15 protein-coding genes are annotated in these 15,861 nt (G+C 73.6%); 7 read left to right on the top strand and 8 right to left on the bottom strand.

All coding sequences use genetic code 11. From position 1 onward, the window contains the following. Positions 1-236: 236 nt before the first annotated feature. Positions 237-1,082 carry a helix-turn-helix domain-containing protein gene (locus ACGGAQ_RS26570; protein ID WP_393053632.1) on the top strand — a complete coding sequence of 282 codons (846 nt, stop codon included), beginning with the start codon at positions 237-239 and terminating at the stop codon, positions 1,080-1,082. A 5-nt stretch (positions 1,083-1,087) separates the two neighbouring features. After that, entirely contained in the window at positions 1,088-1,288 is a 201-nt protein-coding gene (locus tag ACGGAQ_RS26565) for a DUF397 domain-containing protein (RefSeq protein WP_387179156.1), read from the top strand. 91 nt (positions 1,289-1,379) lie between these two features. Here ACGGAQ_RS26565 and ACGGAQ_RS26560 read toward each other — a convergent pair whose 3' ends face one another. The 5 genes from ACGGAQ_RS26560 to ACGGAQ_RS26540 all read right to left on the bottom strand — a co-directional run bounded on the left by ACGGAQ_RS26560 (position 1,380) and on the right by ACGGAQ_RS26540 (position 6,375). Continuing rightward, positions 1,380-2,429 (bottom strand): ROK family protein, encoded by a 1,050-nt coding sequence (locus tag ACGGAQ_RS26560; protein ID WP_393053628.1) that lies wholly within the window; start codon positions 2,427-2,429, stop codon positions 1,380-1,382. A gap of 287 nt (positions 2,430-2,716) precedes the next feature. Next, a complete protein-coding gene (locus ACGGAQ_RS26555; RefSeq protein WP_393053625.1) occupies positions 2,717-3,505 on the bottom strand; it encodes a putative protein N(5)-glutamine methyltransferase in 789 nt (262 codons plus the stop codon). A 5-nt stretch (positions 3,506-3,510) separates the two neighbouring features. Further along, positions 3,511-4,629 carry a cystathionine gamma-lyase gene (locus tag ACGGAQ_RS26550; protein WP_393053622.1) on the bottom strand — a complete coding sequence of 373 codons (1,119 nt, stop codon included), beginning with the start codon at positions 4,627-4,629 and terminating at the stop codon, positions 3,511-3,513. Positions 4,630-4,636: 7 nt separating this feature from the next. Then, entirely contained in the window at positions 4,637-5,644 is a 1,008-nt protein-coding gene (locus ACGGAQ_RS26545) for an NAD(P)H-dependent glycerol-3-phosphate dehydrogenase (RefSeq protein WP_354860089.1), read from the bottom strand. Further along, a complete protein-coding gene (locus ACGGAQ_RS26540) occupies positions 5,641-6,375 on the bottom strand; it encodes a lysophospholipid acyltransferase family protein (RefSeq protein ID WP_393053620.1) in 735 nt (244 codons plus the stop codon). Before ACGGAQ_RS26540 ends, ACGGAQ_RS26545 begins: the two co-directional genes overlap by 4 nt. 126 nt (positions 6,376-6,501) lie before the next feature. Between ACGGAQ_RS26540 and cofC the strand changes: the two genes are divergently transcribed. From cofC to ACGGAQ_RS26515, 5 genes are all read left to right on the top strand, one after another. Continuing rightward, positions 6,502-7,140: a 2-phospho-L-lactate guanylyltransferase gene (gene cofC / locus ACGGAQ_RS26535; RefSeq protein WP_393053618.1), complete on the top strand. Its 639-nt coding sequence runs from the start codon at positions 6,502-6,504 to the stop codon at positions 7,138-7,140. A gap of 65 nt (positions 7,141-7,205) precedes the next feature. Then, complete coding sequence (locus ACGGAQ_RS26530; RefSeq protein WP_007456426.1) at positions 7,206-7,403, top strand: cold-shock protein; 198 nt, start codon at positions 7,206-7,208, stop codon at positions 7,401-7,403. 54 nt (positions 7,404-7,457) lie between these two features. Next, positions 7,458-9,827 (top strand): RNA degradosome polyphosphate kinase, encoded by a 2,370-nt coding sequence (locus tag ACGGAQ_RS26525; protein WP_393053615.1) that lies wholly within the window; start codon positions 7,458-7,460, stop codon positions 9,825-9,827. 24 nt (positions 9,828-9,851) lie between these two features. After that, positions 9,852-11,372 (top strand): CHAD domain-containing protein, encoded by a 1,521-nt coding sequence (locus ACGGAQ_RS26520; protein WP_393053612.1) that lies wholly within the window; start codon positions 9,852-9,854, stop codon positions 11,370-11,372. Further along, positions 11,360-12,238: an NUDIX domain-containing protein gene (locus tag ACGGAQ_RS26515; RefSeq protein WP_393053609.1), complete on the top strand. Its 879-nt coding sequence runs from the start codon at positions 11,360-11,362 to the stop codon at positions 12,236-12,238. Before ACGGAQ_RS26520 ends, ACGGAQ_RS26515 begins: the two co-directional genes overlap by 13 nt. Positions 12,239-12,334: 96 nt before the next feature. Here ACGGAQ_RS26515 and ACGGAQ_RS26510 read toward each other — a convergent pair whose 3' ends face one another. The 3 genes from ACGGAQ_RS26510 to leuD form a co-directional block, all read right to left on the bottom strand. Further along, on the bottom strand, positions 12,335-14,302 hold the full coding sequence (locus ACGGAQ_RS26510) for an endonuclease/exonuclease/phosphatase family protein (protein WP_393053606.1): 1,968 nt from the start codon (positions 14,300-14,302) through the stop codon (positions 12,335-12,337). Between the two features lie 142 nt (positions 14,303-14,444). Continuing rightward, positions 14,445-15,092 carry an HU family DNA-binding protein gene (locus ACGGAQ_RS26505; protein WP_393053604.1) on the bottom strand — a complete coding sequence of 216 codons (648 nt, stop codon included), beginning with the start codon at positions 15,090-15,092 and terminating at the stop codon, positions 14,445-14,447. A gap of 172 nt (positions 15,093-15,264) precedes the next feature. Further along, entirely contained in the window at positions 15,265-15,852 is a 588-nt protein-coding gene (leuD, locus tag ACGGAQ_RS26500; protein ID WP_354860107.1) for a 3-isopropylmalate dehydratase small subunit, read from the bottom strand. Positions 15,853-15,861: the final 9 nt, after the last annotated feature.

Below are 15,861 nucleotides of genomic sequence, written 5' to 3'. Positions count from 1 at the left end.
GGTATGCACGTCGTCTCCTTCCGGCGGGCCAAAACGGGCGGCACGCGGCGATCGGGTACGGGGGAGAAACCCGATCGCCGCGCGCCCTATCCCCTCCGGTCGCTCACCACCGCCGTCGCCACGACAACCGGCGGTGAGGACGCGATGACAGATTGACACGTCTACAGCCATGAATGCAACTCTCATGGACCTTCTCTCATGTACCCGTTCCCATAAATGTGTGCGACCATCGATGCATGGCCCCGAAGACCGCCCGCGCCCGCCGACTCGGCATCGCCCTGCGTCAATACCGGGAAGCCGCCGGGCTGACGCTGGAGACCGCCGCGGATGAGATCAACAGCACCCGCAGCACCCTCTCCCGCTATGAGAACGCCCAGACGCTGATCAGCCCGGCCACCGTGCGCGCCCTGCTCACCTCGTACGGAGTGGGTTCCGAGGAGGTGGCCGCCGCGGTGCAGCTCGCCAAGGACGCCCGCAAGCCGGGCTGGTGGGTGTCGTACTCGTACCTGCTCGACCCACGCACCATCGACTTCATCGCCCTGGAGGCGGAGGCCACCGCCATCGCCAACTTCGAGCCCTCGGTGGTGCCCGGCCTGCTGCAGACCGCGGACTACGTCCGCGGCGTGATGCGCGGCGGCCCGCACACCCTCGGCGACGAGCTGGTGGAGCAGCGGGTCAAGATCCGACTTGACCGCCAGGTGCGGCTCACCGCCGACACCCCACCCATCCTCGACGCCATCATCGACGAGGGCGCGCTGCTGCGCCCGGTCGGTGACCAGTCGGTGATGAACGGCCAGCTACGGCACCTCGTCAAGATGGCCGAACTGCCGAACATCACCGTCCAGGTGATCCCGCTCTCCGCCGGTTACCACCGGGGCACCCGGGGCTCGCTGCACATCCTGGAGTTCGCCGATCCGGAGGACCCCATCATCGCGTCGGTGGAGACGGTCGCCGGTCAGATGATCCTCGACCGCGCGGGTGAGACGCGTACCTGCACCAAGATCATGGAGCATCTGCGCAGCGTGGCGCTCAGCCCGGCGGACAGCCGGGCGATGCTTCTGTCAGTCCTGAAGGGACGGTAGGACCGATGACACCGACGATCACAGCGGCGTTGGCCACGGCGGCGTGGCGCAAGAGCAGCCGCAGCGGCGATGAGGGCGCCTGCGTGGAGGTGGCCACGATCCCCCAGCTGGTGGCCGTCCGCGACTCCAAGGACCCGGCCGGTCCGGCCCTGCTGTTCCCCCCGGCGGCCTGGGCGGCCTTCGCCCAGGCCCCGCCGCGCCGCTGACCGGAGGGCGACCGCAACCACCCCGCCCCGCTGACCCGGGCCCGCACCGCCCGGTCAGCGGGGCGCGGGCGGGGAGGGGACGAGCGGGGACTCAGGCGACCAGCGGGCGGGGCTCCGGCACGGCGCGCAGCGCCTCCAGGGCGGCGATCGCCACACCCCTGGCACCGGCCATGTCGCGGTCCGGAACCAGCGCGAAGGTGGCCACCGCGGCCTGCTCCTCCCGGAGGACGGTGTGCTCGCGGACCGTCGCCAGGAACCAGTCGCGGAACTCCGGCGCCGCCTCCACCACCCCGCCCCCCACGAAGTACGCGTGGGGATCGGTGAAGTTGGCCGCCACGGTGAACAGGCGGCCCAGCGCCATCGCCTGCTGGGTGAAGAGATCCCGGGCCAGCGCGTCACCCCGCTCGCCGTAGCCCCGCACGAGCTTCGCCGCCCGCGCCGCCGGCTCGGCGGCCAGCGGGTGGTCGGGGTGGCGGGTCAGCCAGTACGGCAGCAGGTTGCGCTCGATGCCGGTCAGCGAGGCGACGCTCTCGACGTCGCCGGTGAAGCCGCAGGCGCAGGTGGGCTCCGGCTGCCCCGGGCCGAGCAGCCCGTTCAGCGGGATGTGCACGTGACCCAACTCGCCGGCCATGCCGGCGGCGCCGGCGATCACCTTGCCGCTCTCCACCACCCCGCCGCCGAGGCCCGTACCGACGATGGCCGAGACCGACGATCGCGTCATCGCCTCGTCGCCGAAGTACACGTGGTGGGCGTAGAGCGCGGCGGCGTTACCGTCGTTGTGGTAGATCACCGGCAGGCCGAGCCGCCGCTGGAGCGCGCCCCGCACGTCGAAGCCACGCCAGGCCGGCTGGGAGAAGTTGGTCGAGCCGCGCGACGAGATGACGCCGGTGGCGCTGGCCGGGCCGGGCGTGTCCAAGCCGACCGCCCGAACCAGGTCACGAGGGACGCCGGTCTGCGCCAGCGCCCCGTCCAGCGCCCGGGCCAGCGCTTCGATCGCCGCGTCCGGCCCGTCGCGCACCTCGCTCGGGATCTCCAGCAGCCCGTCCACCAGGAACCGGCCGTCCACCGTCAGGACGGTGGCGTTGTTGCTGGTGCCGCCGTTGTCCAGGCCGACGACCACCGGCACACCTGCGCTGCCCACCGCAACCGCCTCCCGCCCTCATGAGTGTGAGCCGAGGCTAGTGCCAACCCCGCTCCCCCGCCACGCCCGCCCACTCAAACCGGGGTCGCGGGTACCAGCCGAGCTCCGGTGACATCCGGAGTTGCTGTCCCCGGTGCCCCGGACTGCTGTCGCGCGTCCTTTGCTCTGCTTCACTCCACGCAACACAAATCGGCCGCGAGTGTTGCGCCGGTTGAAGCAGAGCAAAGGACGCGAACAAGTGGGTCGGTCGACCAGGCATCTCCGCCGCAGCGCTGATGGGGGGCGGATCAGCCTGGGCGGCGGGCTGTCACCGCCGTGGCGTCCAGGTCCTCGTCGTGTCGTACGGTCGGCACCAGTCCGGCTGCGTCGAACGCCGCGCACAGTGCGTCGGTCTGCCTTTCGCCGGCCTCGACGACCAGGTGTCCACCGGGCGTCAGCCACTGCGCCGCGTCGACGCCCACGCGGCGCAGCACGGTGAGCCCGTCCGGCCCGCCGTCGAGGGCCACCGGGGCCTCGTGCAGCCGCGCCTCCGGCGGCATCAGCGCCACCGCCTCGGTCGGCACGTACGGGGCGTTGGCCACCACCAGGTCGAGCCGCCCCCGCCAGTGCGCCGGCAGCGGAGCGAACAGGTCACCCTCGTACACCTCGGCGGGCAGTCCGGCGAGGTTGCGGCGGGCGCAGGCCACGGCGGCCGGGTCGATGTCGGCGGCGGCCAACCAGCGGGGCGCGAGCCGGCGGGCCAGCGCGACGGTGGTGGCCCCGGAGCCGCAGCAGAGGTCGACCACTGCCGGCGCCGGGCCGGTCAGCTCGACGGCCGCCTCGACAAGCAGGGCCGTCCGGCCGCGCGGGACGAAGACTCCCGCGTCGACGGCGATCCGCAGACCGCAGAACTCGGCCCAGCCGAGCAGGTACTCCAGCGGCTCGCCGGCGACGCGACGGGCGGTCAGGTCGGCAAGCGTCGCCGGGGAGTCCGCGGCGGCCAGCAACAGCTCGGCCTCGTCCTCGGCGTAGACGCAGCCGGCGGCGCGCAGCCGGGCCACCAGGATGGTCCGGTCGGTGAAGGACGGCTCTGCCACGAAGCTCAGGCCGGCCCGGCGGCGTCCAGGGCGGCGGCGATGTCGGCCACCAGGTCGGGGGTGTCCTCCACACCGCAGGAGAGCCGGACGAAGCCGGGGGCGGTGTCGTCCCCCCACTGTGCCCGCCGGTCCGCCGTGGTGTGCAGACCGCCGAACGAGGTGGCGGCCGCCACCAGCCGGGCGGCCTCGACGAAGCGGGCCACCCGGTCGGCGTCACCCAGGTCGAACGAGAGCACCCCGGGCATCCGGCGCATCTGCGCCGAGGCCACCGCGTACGCGGGGTCGTCCGGCAGCCCCGGCCAGCGCAGACCGGTCACGTCCGGCCGGCCCGCCAGCAGGTCGGCGACGGCTGCGGCGTTCGCGCTCTGCCGGGCCAGCCGCAGGTCGAGGGTCGCCAGCGACCGGTGCGCCAACCAGGCGTCGAACGCTCCCGGAACCGAACCGGTGCCGGTACGCCAGAGCGTCACCGCCTCGATCACCTCGGCGGAACGGCTGGCCAGGTAGCCCAGCAGCAGGTCGGAGTGGCCGGTGAGCGCCTTCGTGCCGGAGGCCACCACCAGGTCGGCGCCGAGGTCCAGGGGGCGCTGCCCGAGCGGGGTGGCGGTGGTGTTGTCGACCGCGAGCAGGGCGCCGGCGGAGTGTGCCCGCTCCGCCAGGGCGGCCACGTCGACCACGTCCAGACCCGGGTTGGCCGGGGTCTCCACCAGCACCAGCCGGACGCCCTCGAAGGACGGGTACGGCCCCACGGTCGGCACGAAGACCACCCGTACGCCGATCGTCTCCAGCACGGCGGTGGCGAACGCCCGGACGGGGAAGTAGCCGTCGGAGGGCAGCATGACGGTGTCCCCCGGGCGCAGCAGGGTGAGCAGCGTCCCGGTGATGGCTGCCTGACCGCTGGCGAAGACCCGACAGTCGCCGCCCTCCAACTCGCCCACGGCGGCCTCCAACAGCCGCCGGGTCGGGTTGTCGGGGCGACCGTAGCCGTTCGGCGACGTGCCCTGGCCCTGCCACGGGTCGAGGTGGTACGGCGCGGCGAAGACCGGGCCCGGCAGGAACGCATCACCCGGCGCCGGCTCGGGCAGGCCGGCGCGCACGCAGCGGGTGCCGTCTCCCAGTTCGCTCATCGCGTCCTCACTCGTACGACTCGGGCTTGGCGGTCCGGCTCATCAGGGTGTCCACGGCGAGGCGCGGGTCCATCCCCTCGTGGCAGATCCGTTCGACCTGCTCGGTGATCGGCATCTCCACCCCGTGCGCCCGCGCCAGATCGCGGATCGCGAGGCAGCTCTTGACGCCCTCGGCGGTCTGTCGGGTCGCGGCCTGGGCCTGCTCCAGCGTCTCGCCCCGGCCCAGGTGCTCTCCGAAGGTGCGGTTTCGGGCCAGCGGGGACGAGCAGGACGCGACGAGGTCGCCCATGCCCGCCAGGCCGGCGAAGGTGATCGGGTCCGCCCCGAGGGCCACACCCAGGCGGGCCGTCTCGGCCAGCCCTCGGGTCATCAACATGGCCCGGGTGTTGTCGCCGAAGCCCATCGCGGTGGCGATGCCGTACGACAGCGCGATCACGTTCTTGACCGCGCCGCCCAGCTCGCAGCCGATCACGTCGTCGTTGGTGTACGGCCGCAGGTACGGCGTCCGGATCGACGACTGCACGAGCGTGGCGCGGTCGGCGTTGGTGCCGGCGACCACCGTGGCGGCCGGCTGCTCGGCGGCGATCTCGGGGGCGAGGTTCGGGCCGGAGACCACCACCACCCGATCGGCGGCCACCCCGGCGGTCTCGACGATGACCTCGCTCATCCGCTTGGTGGTGCCGAGTTCGATGCCCTTCATCAGCGACACCAGGGTGGCGTCCGGGTGCAGGTGCCCGGCCCACTCGGCGAGGTTGCCGCGCAGGGTCTGCGAGGGCACGGCCAGCACCACCACCTCGGCGCCGCTGATCGCCTCGGCGGCGTCGGTGGTTGCGGTGACCCGGGCCGGCAGCAGCAGGTCCGGGAGGTACTCCGGGTTGCGACGCTCGGCGCGGATGCTCTCGGCCACCGGGGCGCGGCGGGCCCACACGGTCACGTCCCGTCCCGCGTCGGCAAGGATCTTGGCGAAGGCGGTGCCCCAGGAGCCGGCGCCCAGCACCGCGACGTGGCCGCTCATGCCGCTTCACCGGGGTGGCGCTCGACGGACGGTCGGGCCGGCCGTTCCCACAGCGGCGGCGGGGTGCCACCACGGATCTCGACGAGCATGTCCCGCAGCCGCAGCATGATGGCGTCCGTCATCTCCTCGAGGGTCTCCCGGGTCGGTGGGGCGCCCGCCCAGCGGCTCAGGTCGACCGGCTCGCCGGCCACCACGGTCACCGGGATCCGGGGGCGGGGGTTCAGCCGGCTGGTCCGCGGGTCGAAGATCCGCTCCGGACCCCACATCACCAGCGGCACCACCGGGGCGCCGGTGGCCAGCGCCAGCCGGGCAGCGCCGGTCTTGGCCTTCATCGGCCACAGGTCCGGCTGTCGGGTGGTGGTGCCCTCCGGGTAGATCACCACCGCGCCGCCCTCGTCGAGCGCGGCGACCGACTTGTCCAGCGAGCGGACCGCGTCCACGCTGCCGCGCTCGACCGGGATCTGCCGACAGCGGTGCAGGATCCAGCCGATCACCGGCACCCGGAACACGCTGGCCTTGCCCAGGTACTGCGGCCACCGCCCCGAGTCGTAGATGAAGTGCGCGGAGACCAACGGGTCGGCGTGCGAGATGTGGTTGGCGACGATGATCATTCCGCCGTCCTTGGCGAGGTGTTCCTGGCCGCGCCAGGTCCGCCGGGTCCAGACGGTCATCACCGGCTTCACCAGCCCCACGGCGAACCGTTGCCAGAACCCCAGCCTCCGCCGTGCCACTGTGCCTCCTCGTCGCGCCCCGACCCACCGCGAGCCCCACCCGCGACACCCGCAGCGGAAATCATGCCTGCTCGCCCCCGGTACGGCCAGCGAGGGTCCCGTCGTCCGGCTGGCAGGATTGCGGACGTGAGTCAGCCGAGGTGGGCCGTGGTGGTGCCGGTGAAGCGTCTGACCGCGGCCAAGAGCAGGCTGCGGGGCGCGCTGCCCGGCGTACCGCATGAGGAGCTGGCGCTGGCGCTGGCGGCCGACACGCTCCGCGCGGTGCTGGCCTGCCCGGCGGTCGCCGAGGCCCTGGTGGTGACCGACGACACCCGGGTGGCGGCCGCGGCGCGGGCCGCCGGGGCGCGGACCGTGCCTGACGTGCCGGACGCCGGCCTGAACGCCGCGTTCCGGAACGGCGCTGCACAGATCCGCGGGCGGTGGGTGGCCGGGCTGACCGCCGACCTGCCGGCGCTGCGCCCGGCCGAGCTGGCCGACGCGCTGCTCGCGGCCCAGCGCGACACCGAGGGGGTACGCCGGTTCGTGGCGGACGCCCCCGGCGGTGGCACGGTGCTGCTCGCCGCGCCGTCGGGCGTCGATCTCGACCCACGGTTCGGGGTCGGCTCGGCGGCGGCGCACGCCGCGAGTGGGGCGCTGCCGCTGACCGGCGACTGGCCCAGCCTGCGGCGGGACGTGGACACCGCCGAGGACCTGGCCGCCGCCGCCCGGCTGGGGCTGGGCCCGCGCACCGCGGCGCTGCTCGCCGCCAACTGCCCGGCGCGCTGAACGAGCTGAACCGCCGGCTGCCCGGCGCGCTGAACGAGCTGACCTCGCCGGTGTACGGTGCGAGCATGCAGGGCACGGTGGCCAGTTACGACGCGGCGACACGCAGCGGTGTCCTGCTGCTCGACGACGGCACCGAGCTGCGTTTTCCCGCCCGGGCGTTCGACGCCTCCGGCCTGCGGTTGCTCCGGCTCGGCCAGCGGGTGCGCATCGACACCGATCCCGACGGCGAGGTCGTCCGGGTGACATTGCCGACGATGAACTGAGCTGGCGGGGCCAAGTTCATTTTGCGTTAACTCTAATCGGGTGATTATGAGCGGGTGAGCACCCCTCGCGAGCATCCGGTCACCCCTCCCGCCACCGACCTCCGCAACGGCGCCCGCGTTCGCGGCACCGACGGCCGTTTCCGCCCGTCCCGGGCCGAACGGGCCGGCGCCGCCCGCGCCGACACACTCGCCGACGACCCGGGCGCGGCGTCCTCCGGGCTCGACGAGGTCATCGAACCCGGCGTGCCCACGGAGACGGACGGCCCGGCAACCGGCGCGGCCCTGCCCGGCACCTCCGGCGGCCTCGCCACCGGCCTCTCCGCAGGCGGTGCGGGGGACGACGAGCCACCGGCTGCTCCCCCGCTGCCGGAGGACCGCTTCCTCAACCGGGAGCTGTCCTGGCTCGACTTCAACGCGCGGGTACTCACCCTCGCCGAGGACCAGCGCACCCCCCTGCTGGAGCGGGCCAAGTTCCTGGCGATCTTCGCCAGCAACCTCGACGAGTTCTACATGGTGCGGATCGCCGGCCTGAAGCGGCGGCTCTCCGCCGGCCTGCCGGTGCGCGGCGGGGACCGGCTGCCCCTGCGCACCCAGCTGGAGCTGATCGCCGAACGGACCGCCGAGCTGGTCGCCCGGCACGCCGCCTGCTTCGTCGACGACGTCCTGCCCCGGCTGGCCGAGGAGGGCATCCGCATACTGCGCTGGGGTGACCTGGGCGACCCCGAGCGGGAGCGGCTGCGCACCTACTTCCGGGAGCACATCTTCCCGGTGCTCACTCCCCTCGCGGTGGACCCGGCGCACCCGTTCCCGTACATCTCCGGGCGGTCGTTGAACCTGGCGGTGGCGGTCCGCGACCCGGACGGCGGGTCCGAGCTGTTCGCGCGGGTGAAGGTGCCCAACAACGTCCCGCGCTTCGTGCGGGTCGACCGCGACCAGCCGGGCGTGCGGATGCTGCCGGTGGAGGACCTGATCTCGGTGCACCTGGGTCAGCTGTTCAGCGGCATGCAGGTGGTCGAGTGCCACCTGTTCCGGGTCACCCGCAACGCCGAGGTGGAGGTCGACGAGGACCGCGACGAGGATCTGCTCCAGGCCCTCGAACGGGAGCTGGCCCGCCGCCGGTTCGGCCCGCCGGTCCGCCTGGAGGTCGCCGCGTCGATCTCCGACCACATGTTGGAGCTGCTCGTCCGCGAGTTGGACATGGACGACCAGGACGTGCTGCGGGTGCCCGGCCTGCTGGACCTGTCCGCGCTGTGGCAGGTGTACGGCGAGGCCGACCGCCCCGATCTCAAGGACCCGCCGTTCGTGCCGGCCACGCATCCCCGGCTCGCCGAGGGCGAGGTGCCGCGCAGCGTCTTCTCCACCCTGCGCGACGGGGACATCCTGGTGCACCACCCGTACCACTCGTTCGCCACCAGCGTGCAGCGCTTCATCGAGCAGGCCGCCGCCGACCCCAACGTGCTGGCCATCAAGCAGACCCTCTACCGGACCAGCGGTGACTCGCCGATCGTGGACGCGCTCGTCGACGCGGCCGCCGCCGGCAAGCAGGTGGTGGTGCTGGTCGAGGTGAAGGCACGCTTCGACGAGGTGGCCAACATCGGCTGGGCCCGCACCCTGGAACGCGCCGGCTGCCACGTGGTGTACGGCCTGGTGGGGCTCAAGACGCACTGCAAGACCGCCCTGGTGGTCCGGCAGGAGGGCAACCAGATCCGCCGGTACTGCCACATCGGCACCGGCAACTACCACCCGAAGACCGCCCGCCTGTACGAGGACTTCGGCATGCTCACCGCCGACCCGGAGATCGGGGCGGACCTCACCGACCTGTTCAACGTGCTGACCGGGTACAGCCGGCAGACCGCGTACCGGCGGCTGCTGGTCGCCCCGCAGGGCATCCGCAGCGGCCTCATCGAACGCATCGAACGGGAGATCGCGCACGTCCGGTTGGGCATGCCCGGCCTGGTCCAGTTCAAGGTCAACTCGCTGGTCGACGAGGGCGTGACCGACGCGCTGTACCGGGCGTCCCAGGCCGGCGTGCACGTCGACCTGCTCATCCGGGGCATGTGCACGCTGCGTCCGGGGGTGCCGGGGCTGTCGGACAACATCCGGGTCCGCTCGATCCTCGGCCGGTTCCTGGAGCACTCCCGGGTCTTCCGCTTCGGCAACAACGGCGAGGCCGAGTTCTGGATGGGCTCAGCGGACCTGATGCACCGCAACCTGGACCGGCGGGTGGAGGCGCTGGTGCAGGTGAGCGATCCGGTCGCCCGCGCCGAGCTGGACTACGTGCTGACCGCCGCGATGAGCCCGGACGTGGACGCGTTCGAGCTGGCCGGCGACGGCAGCTGGACGCGGCGTACCGGCGGCGACGACGCGGCCCGGGTGCACCTGCAGGATCTGCTGCTGCGCCGCGTCGGTGGCACGGCCGGCTGACCGTTCGCGGCATAGGCTGAGCTGATGGTCGAGGAGGAGCAGAAGTACGAGGTGGACGACACCTTCGTGCTGCCGGACCTGTCCGCCACGTTTGCGGCCGACGGCCGGGTCCGGGCGCTGCCGCCGGTGACGCTCGTCGCCCGCTACCTCGACACGGTCGACCTGCGACTGGCCCGTGCCGGGGCGTCCCTGCGCCACCGCGAGGGTGACGAGCTGCCGTGGACGGTGAAGCTGCCCACCGGCACGCCCGGCGTCCGGCACGAGATCTCCCGCCCCGGGCCGGTCGGGCAGCCGCCGCCGGAGCTGGTCGAGCTGGTCACCGCCCTGCACCGGGGCGCGCCGCTGGCGCCGGTGACGGTGGTACGCACCGTCCGGCACGCCCACGAGGTGTGCGACGGGGCCGGCACGGTGCTCGCCGAGGTGGTGGACGACCGGGTGACCGTCCTCGACGACACCGGCGCCACCACCGGCGCGTTCCGCGAGGTGGAGGTGGAGCGCAAGGCCGGCGACCGCACGCTGCTGGAACGGATCGGCGCGGTGCTGCGCGAGGCCGGGGCCCGGGCCGGCTCGTTCACCCCGAAGCACGTACGGGCGCTGGGGACGGTGGCGCAGGCCGAACCCGACCTGGTGGGGCCGGGCGGACTGACGGCCGACCCGACCGCCGGGGAGATGGTCACCGAGGCGGTCCGCAAGGAGGTGCGCCGGCTGTTGGCGCACGACCCGCTGGTACGGCTGCGCACCTCGGCCGACGGCGGCGACAGCGCCGTACACCAGATGCGGGTGGCCTGTCGGCGGCTGCGCAGCGACCTGCGCACCTTCCGGCCGTTAGTGCGCCGCAGCTGGGCGCGGCCGCTGCGCGACGAGCTGCGCTGGCTGGCCGGGGTGCTCGGCGGGGCGCGCGACGCCGAGGTGCTCCGCGACCGACTGCGGCGCACCGCAACCGCCGACCCGCTCAGCCCGCTCGACACGGGCGCGGTGGACCGACTGGACGAGGCGCTCGCGCAGCGGCAGCGGCAGGCGCTCGCCGCCATCGACGAGGCGCTGCGCTCGCCGCGTTACCTGGCCCTGGTGGACGCCCTGGTGCTGGCCGCCCGCGCGCCCCGGCTCACCCGACGGGCGGCCACCCCGGCGGCGCGGACGCTACCGAAGCTGGTGGCCCGCCCGTGGCGGCAGCTCACCGGCTCCGACGGCGTGGACGGGCTCGACCCGCTGGCCCCCGACGACCGCTGGCACGCCGTCCGCAAGGAGGGCAAGCAGGCCCGCTACGCGGTCACCGCCGTGGTCCCGGCCGTCGGCAAGGACGCGCGGCGGCTGGCCCGCGCGTTGGCCCGCGTCCAGGACGTGCTCGGCGAACACCAGGACGCCGCGGTGGCCGCCGAGACCTGGCTCGCCCTCGCCGCCGACCGACCGGCCGACCACGAGCTGGCGGTCACCGCCGGGCGGCTGGCCGAGCGGGAACGCGACACGGTCCGCCTGATGCGGGCCCGGTTCCCCGCCGCGTGGCACCGGGCCACCCGGCGACGGCGGACCAGATGGTTGCCGTGACGGGCATCCGGGCTGCCGGCGGGGTCTGCTGGCGACCGACCGCCGACGGCGTACGGGTCTGTGTCGTGCACCGCCCGCGCTACGGGGACTGGACGCTGCCCAAGGGCAAGCTCGAACCGGGCGAGCATCCACTGGTCGCGGCGGTCCGGGAGGTGGCCGAGGAAGCCGACGTGCGGGGCGTACCGCAGGTGCGGCTGCCGTCGGTGCGCTACCGCAGCGAGGGGCAGGCCAAGCTTGTCGACTACTGGTCGATGCTCGCGGTCGCCGAGGGCGGTTTCCAGCCGGGCACCGAGGTCGACGACATCCGGTGGCTGGCCGTGGACGACGCGATCCGCCTGGTCAGCTATCCGCACGACGCCGAGGTGCTGGCCGCGTTCGCCGCGCTGCCGCAGGTGACCGCGACGGTCGCGCTGGTTCGGCACGGGCACGCCGGTAAGCGGGCCACCTGGACCGGCCCGGACACCGCCCGCCCGCTCGATCGCGAGGGGTGGGCCCAGGCGTACGCGCTGGCGCCGCTGATCGCCCTGGTGCGCCCGGCCCGGCTCCTGTCGGCCTCGCCGCGCCGCTGCGTGCAGACCCTGGACCCGGCCGCCGCGTTGCTCGACCTGCCCATCGAGATCTGCGGCGACCTGGACGAGCCGCAGCCGGGTCAGCAACAGGACGAGCGGGCGCTGGCCACCGCCGCCCAACTGCTGGAGCTGGCCTGCGCCGGCGGGCAGGTGGCCGTGTGCAGCCAGGGCAAGGTGCTGCCGGGCGCGTTGGAGCAGTTGACCGGCCGCGCCGACGAGGACTTCACCACCCCGAAGGGCGGCGGCTGGCTGCTCGCCTTCAGCGGCGAGCGGCTGCTCGCCGCCGACCGCCTGTGAGGCCCGCCCGGCGCTTCGGCGGTTGACCCACTTCAGGTCGCCGACGTGGCGGTGTCCGGCCAGCCAGATACCGCAGCATCGGCGATCCCGGCGGGGTCAGCGGGACGGCAAGGTGAGGGTCACCGCCACCGGCAGGTGGTCGCTGGCCTCGCCGCGCGGCGCGACCGGATTCGTCGCCGTCAGGCCGGGCGAGACGAAGACGTGGTCGATCTGCTGGCGTGGATCGTCGGCCGGGCTCGTCGCCAGCGGACGGGCGACCGTCAACGCGTCGACCAGCCCGGCCGCGGTGAACTGCTCGAAAGCCTCGTCCCCCGGCTCGGTGTTCAGGTCGCCGGCCACCACGAGCGGCCGGCCGGCCGCGTACCCGGTGGCGAAGTCGGCCACCGCGCGAGCCTGCGCCACCGGGCCCGCGTCGGGTGGCGGTTGCAGGTGGGTGCTCACCACGGCGGCTCGGACACCGTCGCCGAGGTCCAGGGTGACGGCGAGAGCCTGCGCTCCGGTGGGCGCCCCGACCGACGGCAGCGGCCGGGACCGTGGGTCGGTGACCGGCCACCGACTGAGCACCGCGTCACCCCAGACCGGGTCGGCGGCAGGCCCGAACACGTACGGCATGCCGAGCCGGTCGGACAGCAGGTCCAGCGTGTCGTGGCCGCCGTTGAGCAGCCAGCCCCGGTCCACCTCGCTGAGCAGCACCACATCGGGCCGCTGCCGGCCGATCGCCGCGGTCAGCCCGGCCAGGTCGAACCGGCCGTCCAGCCCGAAACCCATCCGGATGTTGTACGCCACCACTGTCAACCGCTCCGGCGGACCCTCCCGGTTGCTCGCCACCGCCACCTCGTCGGCGAGCAGCGGCGCGAGCAGAGCCAGCGCGGCGACCCCGCCGGCGGTCCGCAGCGGCGGAAGCGGGCCGGGACGCCGCTGGCCGGACGGACGGGCCGCCAGGGCCACGGCGGCGACCACCCCGGCCACCACCACCGGTACCACCGCGTTCGGGTAGCCCAGGTCGTAGGCGGAGTAGTAAGCCACCGCCCCCAGCACGAAGAGCAGCATTCCGGCGGCGACGGCGTACCCCCGACGGGCCGCCGTTCGGCGGGTGTCGTCCGTGCCCGGCGCGCCCTCATCGCCGGCACCGTCGGCGGCGGCGTGGGCGCTGCCGTCAGCGTCGTCGGTGGCGGCGTGGGCGGTGCCGTCGGCGCGACCCGGAGCGTCGGTGAGGGCGAGGCAGGCGCCGAGTCCGACGGCGGTGAGCAGGACGGCCGCGACGAGCAGGTCGCCACGGTCGAGGGCGAAGAGCACCACGCCCACCAGCAGGGCCGCCGGCCCGAGCGGTCGGCCCCACCCCCGGGTCGGGCCCGCCAGCGCGGCCAGCAGGAACCCGGCGACCGCCACCGGCACCGGCGCCAGGCCGAACAGCGGTGAGCGAGCGACGTCGCCACCCGCGACCAGGTACGACATCCCGGCCTGGGCCAGGGCCGGCGCGAGAGCCACCATGCCGGTCAGCAACAGCACCGGCCCGGCCAGCAGCCACGATCGGGCGCCACCGGGGCCGGGCGGCGCGGCGGGCAGCATCGTGCCGAGCAGGAACAGCACCGCCGCGACGGCGCTGAGCAGCCAGGCCACCCAGCCGCCCCGCCAGACGAGGTCGTAGGTGTCCAGCAGCGCGTGGGTGGCGGCGTTGACCGCCAGCCCCAGTGCCAGTCCCGGCACCGGACGGTCGGTGCCTCCGGCGACACCCACCAACCAGACCAGACCGGCGAGCAGACCGGCGGTGGCCAACCAGAGCTGCGGACGGCCGCCGGGGGCGCTGGTGAGCGCGAGCCGGGCCACGGCGAGCAGCACGGCGGCGACGACGGTGACGCGGCGGGCGCCCACCCGCCGGACCAGAGCCGGCGCGGCCATCGCCAGGACGAACCAGCCGAGCGCGAACGCGCCCATCAACTCGGCCGGGGTGGACGCGGCCTGCCCGAAGATGGTGATGATGCCGGGCAGCCAGATGCGCAGCACGTCGATGAGCACAATGACGCCCAGCGCGAGCGATCCGGTGGTGAGCTGGCGGTAGCGCACCGGCGCCCCATTTCGTCGGCGGACCGGTCCGCAAGGGGGGCCGGCACGGCGATTCTGCGCGTCCGGCTCGGCCGGGTCAACGGTCCGGCACGCGCAAAGGGCGCCCACCGCGAGGGTGGACGCCCTTTGGGCGAGCAGTTGGTCAGCGCCTGCTGGCCGCCTTCTTGGCCGGAGCCTTCTTCGCCGGCGCCTTCTTGGCCGCCGTGCTCTTGCTCGCCGCCGCGGTGGTCTTCTTCGCCGCGGTGGACTTGGTCGCCGCGGCGCTCTTCTTCGCCGGGGCGGTCTTCTTGCTGGCGGCCGTCTTGGTCGCCGTGGTGGTCTTGCTCGCCTTGGCCGGGGCGGTCTTCTTGCTGGCGGCCGTCTTGGTCGCCGTGGTGGTCTTGCTCGCCTTGGCCGGGGCGGTCTTCTTGCTGGCCGCCTTGGTGGCGGTGGCCTTGGTGCCCGCCGCCTTGGTGCCGGCGGTCTTGGCCGTGGTGGCGGCGGTCTTCTTCGCCGCCACCGTGGCCTTCGGCACCTTGCCGCTGGCCACCATCTCCTTGAACCCGGCGCCGGGGCGGAAGGTCGGGACGGACGTCTTCTTGACCTTCACCGCCTCGCCGGTACGCGGGTTGCGCGCTGTTCGTGCGCCACGCACACGCTTTTCGAATGCTCCGAATCCAGTGATCGCCACCTTCTCGCCCTTGGTGACCGCCGCCTGGACCTCAGTGAGGACCGCGTCGAGCGCGGCCGTCGCCGTCTTCCGGTCCCCCAGGCGAACGGCGAGCGCCTCGATGAGCTCGGCCTTGTTCACGACTTCCTCCCGATTGTGCAACTGACTCGACGCGAGCCATTCTGCGCGCACCGTATGCCCTGTAGTGCCTGGACACAAACATTCGGCGGAAAAAAGCCCTTGTGTCGTAACGGATTCGCCCCCACCGGTTGGACCGGTGAGGGCGAAATCCGCTGTGCGGGTGGACGTACGGCTATGCCACCGAGGGCAGGAACGGCAGTCGAGACGCCTCGTAGGAGGCGATGTCATCGGCGTGCCGGAGGGTGAGTCCAATGTCGTCCAGGCCCTCCAACAGCCGCCACCGGCTGAAGTCGTCCAGCGGGAACGACCAGGTCGCGTCCCCGGCCCGGAGCTGTCGGGCGGTCAGATCGACGGTCACCGGAGTGGTCGGGTCGGCCTCGACGAGATCCCACAACTCCTCGACGGCTTTCAATTCCAACTCGACCGGCAGCAGGCCCTCCTTGAGTGCGTTGCCACGGAAGATGTCACCAAAGCGCGGGGCCACCACGGCGCGGAAGCCCCAGTCCCGTAGCGCCCAGACGGCGTGCTCCCGGGAGGAGCCGGTGCCGAACTCGGGACCGGCGATGAGGATCGACGCGCCGGAATAGGATTCATCGTTGAGCACGAATGCCGGGTCTTCCCGCCAGGCGTTGAACAGCCCGTCGGCGAAGCCGGTGCGGGTCACCCTCTTGAGGTACACGGCCGGGATGATCTGATCCGTGTCCACGTTGGACCGGCGCAGCGGCACGGCGGTGCCGGTGTGGGTGGTGAACTTGTCCATCTCCTGAAG

Origin of the sequence: Micromonospora sp. NPDC047557 (assembly GCF_043205095.1) — a bacterium.
In the GTDB taxonomy this organism is placed as follows: domain Bacteria; phylum Actinomycetota; class Actinomycetes; order Mycobacteriales; family Micromonosporaceae; genus Micromonospora.
The sequence above is the reverse complement of the archived record's forward strand: the minus strand, read 5'-3'. Positions and strand labels throughout refer to the sequence as shown.